The sequence below is a fragment of the Bradyrhizobium sp. IC3123 genome, from assembly GCF_020193625.1.
Classification (GTDB): domain Bacteria; phylum Pseudomonadota; class Alphaproteobacteria; order Rhizobiales; family Xanthobacteraceae; genus Bradyrhizobium; species Bradyrhizobium yuanmingense.
This window is the reverse complement of sequence record NZ_JADYVF010000007.1, coordinates 172,105-184,400: the sequence shown is the minus strand read 5'-3', so window position 1 is coordinate 184,400 and position 12,296 is coordinate 172,105. Positions and strand designations below refer to the sequence as shown.

10 protein-coding genes are annotated in these 12,296 nt (G+C 66.2%); 7 read left to right on the top strand and 3 right to left on the bottom strand.

What is annotated here, in order from left to right; all coding sequences use genetic code 11:
* The first annotated feature begins 73 nt into the window (after positions 1 to 73).
* The 3 genes from pheS to I6F20_RS23480 are packed head-to-tail and all read left to right on the top strand — an operon-like array spanning position 74 to position 4,387.
* Positions 74 to 1,156, top strand: a complete 1,083-nt coding sequence (gene pheS / locus I6F20_RS23490) for a phenylalanine--tRNA ligase subunit alpha (protein WP_036024378.1) — start codon at positions 74 to 76, stop codon at positions 1,154 to 1,156.
* Positions 1,153 to 3,561 (top strand): phenylalanine--tRNA ligase subunit beta, encoded by a 2,409-nt coding sequence (pheT, locus tag I6F20_RS23485; RefSeq protein ID WP_225127998.1) that lies wholly within the window; start codon positions 1,153 to 1,155, stop codon positions 3,559 to 3,561. The genes pheS and pheT overlap by 4 nt, the downstream gene beginning before the upstream one ends.
* Before the next feature lie 55 nt (positions 3,562 to 3,616).
* Positions 3,617 to 4,387 (top strand): sulfite exporter TauE/SafE family protein, encoded by a 771-nt coding sequence (locus I6F20_RS23480; protein WP_225127997.1) that lies wholly within the window; start codon positions 3,617 to 3,619, stop codon positions 4,385 to 4,387.
* Positions 4,388 to 4,577: 190 nt separating this feature from the next.
* On the opposite strand, the gene I6F20_RS23475 is transcribed toward I6F20_RS23480, so the two are convergent.
* Positions 4,578 to 5,966: a flavin monoamine oxidase family protein gene (locus I6F20_RS23475; protein ID WP_225127996.1), complete on the bottom strand. Its 1,389-nt coding sequence runs from the start codon at positions 5,964 to 5,966 to the stop codon at positions 4,578 to 4,580.
* A 189-nt stretch (positions 5,967 to 6,155) separates the two neighbouring features.
* Here I6F20_RS23475 and I6F20_RS23470 point away from each other — a divergent pair, with 189 nt between their 5' ends.
* Positions 6,156 to 7,121, top strand: a complete 966-nt coding sequence (locus tag I6F20_RS23470; protein ID WP_225127995.1) for a YiiX/YebB-like N1pC/P60 family cysteine hydrolase — start codon at positions 6,156 to 6,158, stop codon at positions 7,119 to 7,121.
* Positions 7,122 to 7,274: 153 nt separating this feature from the next.
* Here the strand turns inward: I6F20_RS23470 and I6F20_RS23465 are convergent, their stop codons facing one another.
* Entirely contained in the window at positions 7,275 to 7,550 is a 276-nt protein-coding gene (locus I6F20_RS23465) for a metal-sensitive transcriptional regulator (protein ID WP_036003300.1), read from the bottom strand.
* 63 nt (positions 7,551 to 7,613) lie between these two features.
* Between I6F20_RS23465 and I6F20_RS23460 the strand changes: the two genes are divergently transcribed.
* The 3 genes from I6F20_RS23460 to I6F20_RS23450 all read left to right on the top strand — a co-directional run bounded on the left by I6F20_RS23460 (position 7,614) and on the right by I6F20_RS23450 (position 11,513).
* On the top strand, positions 7,614 to 10,064 hold the full coding sequence (locus I6F20_RS23460; RefSeq protein WP_225127994.1) for a heavy metal translocating P-type ATPase: 2,451 nt from the start codon (positions 7,614 to 7,616) through the stop codon (positions 10,062 to 10,064).
* A gap of 124 nt (positions 10,065 to 10,188) precedes the next feature.
* Complete coding sequence (gene nikR / locus I6F20_RS23455) at positions 10,189 to 10,635, top strand: nickel-responsive transcriptional regulator NikR (protein ID WP_197955077.1); 447 nt, start codon at positions 10,189 to 10,191, stop codon at positions 10,633 to 10,635.
* Between the two features lie 137 nt (positions 10,636 to 10,772).
* Positions 10,773 to 11,513, top strand: coding sequence for a sulfate transporter family protein (locus I6F20_RS23450; RefSeq protein WP_225127993.1), 741 nt, complete (start codon positions 10,773 to 10,775; stop codon positions 11,511 to 11,513).
* Positions 11,514 to 11,533: 20 nt separating this feature from the next.
* Here I6F20_RS23450 and nth read toward each other — a convergent pair whose 3' ends face one another.
* Complete coding sequence (gene nth / locus I6F20_RS23445; protein WP_192893023.1) at positions 11,534 to 12,286, bottom strand: endonuclease III; 753 nt, start codon at positions 12,284 to 12,286, stop codon at positions 11,534 to 11,536.
* Between the last annotated feature and the right edge of the window lie 10 nt (positions 12,287 to 12,296).

Genomic DNA, 12,296 nt, shown 5'->3' with positions numbered 1-12,296 from the left:
TGCGCTTCGCGCTTTTGGCCGGGCGTGACGGGCTAGGATCATCGGCTCAGCATCCTGGCCAAAAGGGATTGCCATGACCGATCTTGCCCAGCTCCAAGCCCAGATCATCGCCGACATCGCCGCCGCTGCCGACGAGGCCGCGCTCGAGGCCGTGCGTGTTGCAGCCCTCGGCAAGAAGGGCTCGATCTCGGCGCTGCTCGCCACGCTCGGCAAGATGTCGCCGGACGAGCGCAAGACGCAAGGCGCGGCGATCAACCAGGCCAAGGACGAAGTCAGCCAGGCGCTTGCTGCGCGGCGCGACGTGCTGAAGTCGGCGGCGCTCGATGCGCGGCTGGCGTCCGAGACCGTCGACGTGACCCTGCCGCTGCGCGATGCGCCGGCTGAGGCCGGCCGCATCCATCCGCTGAGCCAGGTCTGGGACGAGCTCACCACCATCTTCGCCGACATGGGATTCTCGGTGGCCGAAGGCCCCGACATCGAGACCGACGATTACAACTTCACCAAGCTGAATTTCCCGGAAGGCCATCCGGCGCGCGAGATGCACGACACGTTCTTCTTCCATCCGAAGCAGGACGGCTCGCGCATGCTGCTGCGGACCCACACCTCGCCGGTGCAGGTGCGCACCATGCTGAGCCAGAAGCCGCCGATCCGCGTGATCTGCCCGGGCCGCACCTATCGCATCGATTCGGACGCGACCCACACGCCGCAATTCCACCAGGTCGAGGGCCTCGTCATCGACAAGAGCTCGCATCTCGGCCATCTCAAATGGATCCTGCACGAGTTCTGCAAGGCGTTCTTCGAGGTCGACCACATCAACATGCGCTTCCGGCCCTCGTTCTTCCCGTTCACCGAGCCTTCGCTCGAAGTCGACATCCAGTGCCGCCGCGACAAGGGCGAGATCCGCTTCGGCGAGGGCGAGGATTGGCTCGAGATTCTCGGCTGCGGCATGGTGCATCCCAACGTGCTGCGCGCCTGCGGCATCGATCCCGACGAGCACCAGGGCTTCGCCTGGGGCATGGGCATCGACCGCATCGCCATGCTGAAATACGGCATCGCCGATTTGCGCCAGCTGTTCGACAGCGACGTCCGCTGGCTGAGCCACTATGGCTTCAAGCCGCTCGAAGTGCCAACGCTTGCCGGAGGGCTCAGCACGTGAAATTCACCCTCTCCTGGCTGAAGGATCATCTCGAGACCGACGAGCCGCTCGAAAAACTCGCCGACAAGCTCACCATGATCGGGCTCGAGGTCGAGAACATCGAGGACAAGGCGAAGGCGCTGAAGCCGTTCACCATTGCGAAGGTGATCTCGGCCGAGCAGCATCCGAATGCGGATCGCCTGCGCGTCTGCATGGTCGACACCGGCGACGGTGGTGCGCCGGTGCAGGTGGTGTGCGGCGCGCCGAATGCGCGCGCCGGGCTCGTCAGCGTGTTCTCGCCGCCCGGCACCTACATTCCCGGCAAGGATATCACGCTCGGTGTCGGCACCATCCGCGGCGTCGAGAGCCGCGGCATGCTGTGCTCGGCGGCCGAGCTGCAGATCTCCAACGATCATGACGGCATCATGGAATTGCCGGCGGACGCGCCAATCGGTGCTGCCTATGCCGAATGGGCCGGCCTCGGAGATCCCGTCATCGAGATCAATCTGACGCCGAACCGGCAGGACTGCACCGGCGTGCACGGCATCGCGCGCGATCTCGCCGCCGCCGACATGGGCAAGTTCAAGGATCCCACCATCAAGCCGGTCAAGGGCGAATTCCCCTGTCCCGTGAAGGTGACGGTCGAGGATGCCACGCTGTGCCCGGGCTTTGCGCTCCGTCTCGTGCGCGGGGTCAAGAACGGGCCGTCACCGGAATGGCTGCAGAAGCGGCTGACCGCGATCGGCCTGCGTCCGATCAACGCGCTGGTCGACATCACCAATTTTGTGACCTACGACCGCGCACGCCCGCTGCACGTGTTCGACGCCAAGAAGGTGAAGGGCAATCTCGTCGTGCGCCGCGCGCGCGAGGGCGAGAGCCTGCTGGCGCTCGACGGCCGCACCTACAATCTCGATCCCGCCATTTGCGTGATCGCGGACGAGCACGGCGTCGAATCGCTCGCCGGCATCATGGGCGGCGAAGCATCGGGCTGCGACGAGAACACCACAGACGTGCTGATCGAATCGGCGCTGTGGAACGAGATCAACATCGCCCAGACCGGCCGCAAGCTCGGCATCAATTCGGACGCGCGCTACCGCTTCGAACGCGGCGTCGATCCAGCCTTCATGGTGCCCGGCATCGAGCTCGCGACCAAGCTGGTGATGGAGATGTGCGGCGGCGCGCCCTCTGAAACCGTCCTGGTCGGCAAGACCTTTGGCGACGACCGCCTGATCGAATTCCCGATCACCGAAGTCAAGCGCCTGTCTGGCATTGAGGTGCCGCAGGTTGAGATGAAGCGCATCCTGACCCATCTCGGCTTCATGATGGCGGGTCCCGGCCCGGTGGTAAAGGTCGCAGTGCCCTCGTGGCGCTCCGACGTGCACGGCAAGGCCGACATCGTCGAGGAGATCGTCCGCATCTTCGGCGTCGACAAGGTGCCGATGACGCCGTTCGAGCGCGGCGACGAGCCGCGCAAGCCGGTGCTGACGCCGCTGCAGCTGCGCAACCGCCGCGCGCGGCGCGCGCTCGCGAGCCGCGGCATGGTCGAAGCCGTGACCTGGTCGTTCATCGCCAAGCCTGCGGCCGAATTGTTCGGCGGCGGACAGCGCGAGCTCGAGGTTGCCAACCCGATCGCCTCGGATCTCTCCGACATGCGCCCGACCCTGCTGGCCGGCCTGATCGCGGCGGCGCAGGCCAATGCCGATCGCGGCTTCGGCGATGTCGCGCTGTTCGAGGTCGGCCAGGTGTTCAAGGGCGATCGCCCGCAGGACCAGTTCATGGCGGCGAGTGGCGTGCGCCGCGGCCTTGCTTCGTCCGAAGGGCTCGGCCGGCACTGGACCGGCTCGGCGCAGGCCGACGTGTTCGACGCCAAGGCCGATGCGCTGGCGGTGCTGGCGGCCGCCGGCGCGCCGATGCAGGCGCTGCAGATCGTGGCGGGTGGTCCCGGCTGGCTGCATCCGGGCCGCTCCGGTACGATCCAGATCGGACCGCAGAACGGGCTCGGATATTTCGGCGAAGTGCACCCCAGGGCGCTCGAGGCGCTCGGCGCCGACGGGCCGCTGATCGTGTTCGAGGTGATCCTCGACCGCATCCCCGAGGCGAAGAAGAAGCCGACGCGCGCAAAACCCTTGATCGAGCTCTCGGCGTTCCAGCCGGTTACGCGCGACTTCGCTTTCATTGTCGACCGCAGCGCGAAGGCCGGCGACATCGTGCGTGCCGCACAAGGCGTCGACAAGAAGCTGATCACCGGCGTCAATGTCTTCGATATCTACGAAGGCAAGGGCATCGATGACGGCAAGAAGTCGATCGCGATCGCGGTCACGCTTCAGCCGCGCGAGAAAACCCTGACCGATCAGGAGATCGAGGCCGTCGCAACGAAGATCGTGGCCGAGGTCACGAAGAAGACCGGCGGCGTCTTGCGAGCATGACGCCGAAAAGTGTGAAGCGGTTTTCGGACGACGTCATGCTCGAGGGTCATAGAGCATGACGTTCGCTGACTTCCTTCCGAAGGACGTCAGCCTCACGATTGCGGCGGCGCTCTGCGCCGTCGCTTTCATTTCGGGCACCGCGCGCGGCTTCTCCGGCTTCGGTTCGGCGCTGATCTTCATGCCGCTGGCGAGCAGCATCGCGGCGCCGCGGCTCGTTGCTGCGCTACTGCTGGTGATCGATTTCGTCGCAGCCGCGCCGCTGCTGCCGGATGCATGGCGGAAGGCCGATCGCAAGGCCACGGCCGTGATAGTGCTGGGCGCGCTGATCGGCGTACCCATCGGCACCTATTTCCTCAGCGTGCTCGAACCCGTTACCACGCGCTGGATCATCTCCTGCTTCGTAGCGGCGCTGCTCCTTCTGCTGCTGTCGGGCTGGCGCTATCGCGGCAAGGACCATGCCTGGCTGTCGGTGGGCATCGGCGGCCTCTCCGGCTTCTGCAGCGGGCTCGCGCAAACCGGCGGCCCGCCGATCGTCGGCTACTGGCTCGGCCGCCCGATCGCGCCGATGGTCGCGCGCGCCAATATCGTGCTGTTCTTCGGCGCCTCGGATTTCTTCTCGATGGTCAGCTACGCGACGACCGGCCTGATCAGCCGCGAATCGCTGGTGCTGTCGCTGATCGTCGGCCCGGTCTATGCGGTTGGCGTTGCGTTCGGCAGCTCATTGTTCGGCCGCGCCAGCGAGAGGGTGTTTCGCGGCATCTGCTACGCGCTGATTGCGATGGCGGTGATCTTTGGATTGCCGGTGCTGGATGGCGTGCTGCGATAACATCTCCGCTGTCGTCCCGGGGCGCGCGTAGCGCGAGCCCGGGACCCATAACCCCGGGGAGTGGTTATGGGGCAAGGTGGCAACTCCGAGTCTTCGCCAAACCACTCCCTGTGAGTATGGGCCCCGAATCTGCGCTCCGCTTCGCTGCGCCTGTCCGGACGACAGTGGAATTTATCGCGGCTTGATCGTCTTACTGCTTCGGCACGCGCCGCTTCTTCGTCGACTGGGTCGGCACGTCGGCCGGCTCGTCCTTCAGCGCGCCGATCTTGCGCAGGGCTGCATCGGCGGCGCGTTCGCCGCTTTCCCAGGCGCCGTCGACGGTGCCCCAGAGCGTCTCGTGCGTGGCTTCGCCGGCGAGGAACACATTGCCGATCGGCTCGGCCAGGGTCCTTCGCGACAGCTGGCCGCCCGGCGAGGCTGCCGACATCGCGCCCATGACGTAAGGCGAGGCGTTCCAGCGCGTGGCGCTGGTCTTCTGCACCACGGAAGCGGCCTCGCTGCCGAACAGCTTCGTGATCCATTCCCTGGCGAAAGCCACCATCGCCTTCTCGCCCTGCTCGGCGAGATCGCGGCCGAACGAGCCGCCGACATCGATCGAGCACAGCGAGGAGCCGCCGATATTGGCGAACATCAGCGCCGTGCGGGTCGAATTGCTCTGCTCGATCAGGATATCGTCGCGCGACAGGCCGAGCGGATTGCCCGGCAGCTGCAGCACGATGCGATCGTAGCTACCGAGGCTGAGCTTCGATGCCGCATCCAGCGTCCGCTTGGGAATGTCGGGCGCGAACTTGATCGCGCCCGATGTCAGCACATTGGTCGAGACCGTGACGATGGCGGCGCGCGCCGCGATCTTGCCGGCTTGCGTCTCGATGCTGACGTCGCGATTGCTCCAGGCGATGCGGCTCGCCGGCGTCGACAGCGCCACCGGCGCCTGCTCGGCGAGCCTAGCGATCAGTGTGCCCAAACCCTGCCGGCAGGCGATCGCCGCGTTGCGGTCCTGCGCGCGTCCCTTGTCGATCGCGGAGAGCTCCTTCAGGTCCTTGCCGGCAAAGCTCGCGCCCAGCATGAACTCGGCCGCGCCGGCCCAGTCGCCGAGATCCTTCGGCATCACCGATGCGCAGGAGGTGTCGAGCTTGCCCCGCCCGGCCTCGTCGATGGCGCGGTTGGCGCGCACTAGGGCGGCCAGGAACTGCTCGGTCTCGCCCGCGCGGGCATTGCGGCGGCCGATGCGCATTTTCTGGCCCGAGGGCGCCGGCAGCACGTCCAGCCCGGCACTGCGCGCCAGCCGGATCATCGGGTTGGTGTCCGGATTGTACATCCAGCGCGCGCCGCGGTCGAACGGCGTGTCGAAGGTCGTGCTGTCGGTGATGCAGCGGCCGCCGACTTGCGCGGCCGCTTCCACTACGATGACCTTGCGGCCCGTTGCCAAGATACGCCGCGCCGCGGCAATTCCCGCCGCCCCCGCGCCGATCACGACGATGTCAGCCTCGCGCGGCAGGGGCGCGGCGGATGCGCGCAGCACCGGCATCGCCGCAAGGGCCGCCGACGCCGAAAGAAAGCCGCGGCGCGTGATTGTCATGTCATGGTTTCCGGGGACTTGCGGCGAACGTGAACAGCCCGCGAACCTTGCCGTATCCGATGTTGCGCAGCAACCAGGATGGTGAATCAACCATGCTTGATCTCACAGAGTGATGAACCGAATTGCAACACGTTTCGACCATGATAGAGAAGGGAAAAAGACGGCCGGAAAAGGCCGTGGGGGGTTGAGATGGGGACGGTCCTGGATTCTGTCGGCAAGGTGATTGCCGCGTACCTCTCAAAGGAGGTGCCGGGCTATGAGCCGTTCACGCCGAGCGACCCCGAGCATCTGCGCGGCATCATCGAGCCCGGCGACGTGCTGCTGGTCGAGGGCAACAACCGCATCTCCGGCATCATCAAATACCTGACGCAGTCGACTTGGTCGCACGCCGCGCTCTATGTCGGTCCGATCGATGGGGCAGAGGAGCCCAATGGCGAGCCGCATGTTCTGATCGAGGCCAATATCGGCGAGGGCGTCACCTCGGCGCCGCTGTCGAAATATTTCCCCTATCACACCCGCGTCTGCCGTCCGGTCGGGCTGTCCTATGAGGATCGCACCACGGTCTGCCGCTATGCGATCAACCGCATCGGCTTCGGCTACGACACCAAGAACATCGTCGACCTCATGCGCTATCTGTTCCCGCTGCCGATACCGCAGCGCTGGCGCCGGCGCATGATCGCGATCGGCTCGGGCGACCCGACCAAGATCATCTGCTCGGCGCTGATCGCGCAGGCCTTCGACGCCGTGCGCTACCCGATCCTGCCGAAGATCACCAAGGCCGGCAGCCGCGCCGCACGGCGCGAGATCCTGCACATCCGCGATTCCTCGCTCTACATGCCCCGCGACTTCGATATCTCGCCCTATTTCGAAGTCGTCAAACCCACCATCGTGCACGGGTTCGACTACACCGCCTTGCACTGGGCCGACAAGCAGAAGCCGCTCGAGGAGGTGGCGGGCTCATTTAGTGTGTTTCCAGAAACGCTCGTGGCGCCGCCGCTCGCTCCTGAAGCGGCTGACGAAGCGACGTCGGGTGAAATTCCGGCTCAAGAAGTGAGCGCGCCGCCTGCGCGAGCCAGTGTGGCTTTCTCCGAGCATTTCGTGCAGCTGAGCGAGCTCGCGATGTATCGCGCGCGGGCGCGGGAGAAGACGGCTTAGGTTCGCACGGTCTCGTAGGGTGGGCAAAGGCGCGAAGCGCCGTGCCCACGTTCGGGCGCGATCACTGACCGACGGTGGGCACGCTCCGCTTTGCCCACCCTACGAGACTTCGCCACGAGCGCAGCGAAGCAACGGCGGTGGAGAGAGCGCGCGCTACCGATCCGCCCGTCCGATCACCGCCATCAGCTCCGCGATCTTGGCGCGCTGGTCGGCCTTGTCGCCGCTCGCGATGGCGTGCTCGACGCAATGGGCGACGTGATCCTTCAAAACCTCTTCCTCGACCCGGCGCAGCGCGGCGCGCACCGCCGCGATTTGCGTCACGATGTCGATGCAGTAGCGGTCTTCCTCTACCATTCTCGAGAGGCCACGAACCTGGCCCTCGATTCGGCCGAGACGTTTTCCGACGGATGCCTTGATGTCCTTGCGCATGGGGTCTATATACCCCTACCGGGTATAGGTTTCAAGACCAAGCGCAAAGGCCGGAACATGGCAATGAACAACAACGAGCACGAGCATCGTCACAGCGCGGGAACGCATTCCGGATGCGGCTGTTCCACGAAAGCTGCAGCGCCGGCGGCGAAGCCCGAGGCTACCTCGTGCTGCGGCGGCCACGGCGATCATGCCGGCCACGACCATCATCACGGCGACGCCGCAACCAAGGTCAAAGATCCCGTCTGCGGCATGATGGTCGATCCCGCGACCTCGAAGCATCGCATCACACATCACGGCGAGACCTTCCATTTCTGCTCGTCCGGCTGCCGCACCAAGTTCGCCGCCGATCCCGCCAAGTATCTTGCCAAGGACAAGGCGCCCGAACCGGAGATGCCCGCGGGCACGATCTACACCTGTCCGATGCACCCGCAGATCCGCCAAGTCGGTCCGGGCACGTGCCCGATCTGCGGCATGGCGCTGGAGCCTGAGGTCGCAAGCCTTGAGACCGGCCCAAATCCCGAGCTCGCCGACATGACGCGACGGTTCTGGATCGGCGGCGTGCTGTCGCTGCCGCCGATCGCGCTGGAGATGGGCGGCCACCTCGCGGGCCCCCACAGCTGGATCGATCCGACCGTGTCGAATTGGATCCAGCTCGTCTTTGCAACGCCCGTGGTGCTGTGGGCCGGCTGGCCGTTCTTCGTTCGCGGCTGGCAATCGCTGCTGACGCGCAATCTCAACATGTTCACGCTGATCGCGATGGGTACGGGCGTTGCCTATGTCTACAGCGTGCTCGGCACGGTCACGCCGCAGATCTTCCCCGCCACCTTCCGCGGCCATGAGGGCGCGGTCGCAGTCTATTTCGAGGCGGCCGCCGTCATCACCGTCCTGGTGCTGCTCGGCCAGGTGCTGGAGCTGCGCGCCCGCGATGCGACCTCGGGCGCGATCAAGGCGCTGCTGCAGCTCGCGCCGAAGACCGCGCGCCGCGTCGACGCCGACGGCAGCGAGCACGAGGTCGAGATCGACACGCTGCACGCCGGCGATCGCCTGCGCGTCCGTCCCGGCGAGAAGGTGCCGGTCGACGGCATCATCCTCGAAGGCCGCTCGTCGCTCGATGAATCGCTGGTGACGGGCGAATCCATGCCGGTCTCCAAGGAGGCTGGCGCAAAAGTCATCGCCGGCACGCTGAACCAGTCCGGCAGCTTCATCATGCGCGCCGACAAGGTCGGGCGCGAGACGCTGCTGTCGCAGATCGTGCAGATGGTCGCGGATGCGCAGCGCTCGCGCGCGCCGATCCAGCGCCTAGCCGATCAGGTCTCCGGCTGGTTCGTGCCGCTGGTGATCGTCATCGCCGTCGCGGCCTTTGTCGCCTGGGCCTGGTTCGGACCGGAGCCGCGGCTCGCCTTCGGCCTCGTCGCCGCGGTCAGCGTGCTGATCATCGCCTGTCCCTGTGCGCTGGGCCTGGCCACCCCGATGTCGATCATGGTCGGCGTCGGCCGCGGCGCGCAAGGCGGCGTGCTGATCAAGAACGCCGAAGCGCTGGAGCGGATGGAGAAGATCGACACGCTGGTGGTCGACAAGACCGGCACGCTGACCGAAGGCAAGCCCAAGGTGGTGACGATCGCGCCGGCGTCCGGCTTCGCGGAAGAAGACATCCTCCGGCTGGCGGCCACCGTCGAGCGCGCCAGCGAGCATCCGCTGGCCGACGCCATCGTGCGCGCGGCCAAGGAAAAGCAGCTCACCCTCGGCCAGGTCGAGCAGTTCGACTCGCCGACGGGCAAGGGCGCGACGGGCAAGGTCGACGGCAAGACCATCGTGCTCGGCAATGCCAGATATCTGTCGTCGATCGGCGTCGACACCCATTCGCTTGCCGCCGAAGCCGAGCGGCTGCGCGGTGACGGCGCCACCGTGATCAACATGGCCGTCGACGGCCGGCTTGCCGGCCTGTTTGCGATCGCAGATCCGGTCAAGGCCTCGACGCCGGAGGCGCTGAAGGCGCTCGCGGCGGAAGGCATCAAGGTGATCATGCTGACCGGAGACAACCGCACCACGGCCGAGGCCGTGGCGCGCCGGCTCGGCATTGCCGAGGTCGAGGCCGAAGTGCTGCCCGACCAGAAGAGCGCGGTGGTGACCAAGCTGCAGAAGGCCGGCCGCAGCGTCGCCATGGCCGGCGACGGCGTCAACGACGCCCCGGCGCTGGCGGCGGCCGAGGTCGGCATCGCCATGGGCACCGGCACCGACGTGGCGATGGAGAGCGCCGGCGTGACGCTGCTCAAGGGCGACCTCGTCGGCATCGTCCGCGCGCGAAAACTGTCGCAGGCGACGATGAGCAACATCCGGCAGAACCTGTTCTTCGCCTTCGTCTACAACGCCGCCGGGATTCCGATCGCCGCCGGCGTTCTCTATCCGGCGTTCGGTCTGCTGCTCTCCCCGATCATCGCCGCGGCGGCGATGGCGCTGTCCTCGGTGAGCGTGGTCGGCAACGCGCTGCGGCTGCGTGCGACGCGGCTGTAAGGACGCTGTGTAGCCCGGATGGAGCGTAAGCGAAATCCGGGGGTCCTGCCGCATATTGCACCGTCCCGGATTGCGCTTCGCTCCATCCGGGCTACGGTTCAGAGGACATAAGCGGGAGCATCTGATGCAGCGGATTACCATCACGATCGAGGACGATCTCCTGGCGGAGATCGACGCCGCGGCCGAAGCGCGCGGTTACCAGAACCGCTCCGAGATCATCCGTGACCTCGCGCGCGCCGGCCTGCAGCAGAGCGCCGAGGACACCGCGCAAACTGGCCAATGCGTCGCCGGCCTCGTCTACGTCTATGACCACGCGGCGCGCGATCTGTCGAAACGGCTGGTGCAGGAATTCCACGGCCACCACGACCTCGCGCTGGCGACGCTGCATGTTCACCTCGACGACAACAATTGCATGGAGATGACGGCGTTGCGCGGCGCTGCCTCCGAAGTCAGACATTTCGCCGACCACATCATCGCCGAACGCGGCGTGCGCTACGGCCGCGTGGTGATGATCCCGACCGGGAATGGCAAGCCGGCGAAGGCGCGCAAGCACGGGCATAGACACGACTAGGCTGAATCTTACCCTCCAGGGGAGGGTAAAGAAGAAATCGCGCCACCTTCACCGACAAGGGGAGACGGCCCACCGCCCTTGCCGAAGCCGCATCCGGTGTCTACCTCTCGCGCAGTGTCTACCTCAGAGGGTCCCCCATGCTGGATGCCGCCATTAGGGCGCTGTCGCAATTGATCTCGCCGCCGATGCGCTCGATCCTGTGGCGGTCGATCGGGCTTGCGCTGGTGCTGATCACCGTGCTGGCGATCGGCTTGCAGCGGCTGCTCAGCTGGTTTGCGACCTCCGGCGAGGTGTGGCTGGAAGGCCTGCTCGGGCCGGGCTGGCATTCATCGATCGAGGTTCTGTCCTGGATCGTCTCGATCGCGACGGGTCTCGGCGTCGTGTTCGGCGGCATCTTCCTGATGCCGGCGATCACCTCGCTCGTGGCAAGCCTGTTCGTCGACGACGTCGCCGACATCGTTGAGCGCGAGCATTATCCGGCCGAGCGGCCGGGCGCGGCACTGCCGTTCAGCCGGGCGATGCTCGAGGGCATCAAGACCGCGCTCGTGGCCATCCTGGTCTATCTCGCCGCTCTGCCGCTGGTGCTGTTCGCCGGCGCCGGTTTCCTGATCTTCTTCCTCGCCGCCGCCTGGCTGCTTGGCCGTGAATATTTCGAGCTCGCCGCGATGCGCTTCCGCCCGCCGGAGGAAGCCAAGGCGATGCGGCGCGACAATGCCGCGACGGTCTTCACCGCCGGCCTGTTCATCGCCGCCTTCGTCTCGATTCCGATCGTGAACCTGGCGACACCGATCTTCGGCATGGCCTTCATGGTCCACATGCACAAGCGCCTGTCAGGCCCCCGGCCCGAGCTGATCGAGCCGGCGCGGCAGGTGCGATAGCGGCCCGGGGCGGCGTTGCCTCACACCGTCTTCTCCGGCCAGCGACAGAGATCGTTGATCAGGCAGACTTCGCAGCGTGGCTTGCGCGCGAGGCACGTATAACGGCCGTGCAGGATCAGCCAATGATGCGCGTGCAGCATGAACTCGGCCGGGATCACCTTTTCCAGGCCAAGCTCGACCTCCAGCGGCGTCTTGCCGGGCGCTAGGCCCGTGCGGTTGCCGACGCGGAAGACATGGGTGTCGACCGCCATGGTGTGCTCGCCGAAGGCCATGTTGAGCACGACGTTGGCGGTCTTGCGACCTGCGCCGGGCAATGACTCGATCTCCGTGCGCGTGCGCGGCACCTCGCCGCCGAATTCATTGAGCAGCTTGGCCGACAGCGCGATCACGTTCCTGGCCTTGGTGCGGTAGAGTCCGATCGTCTTGATGTAGTCGCGCAAGCGCTCCTCACCGAGATCGAGCATCTTCTGCGGGGTGTCGGCAACGTCGAACAGCGCACGCGTCGCCTTGTTGACGCCGGCATCGGTCGCCTGTGCCGACAGCACCACCGCGACCAGCAGCGTGAACGGGTTGACGTGCTCGAGCTCGCCCTTGGGCTCCGGATTGGCCTTGCGGAAACGGCTGAAGACCTCGTGGACCTCGGCCGGCGTCCACGGTCTTGTGGCTTTAAGTGATTTCTTCGCGGGCGCTTTCGGCTTGGTCGCGACCGGTCTTGCCGTTCTCTTCGGCACCGCCGCTTTGCGCGGGACCGGCTTGCGGGTGATTTTCGCCATGATCGGGATA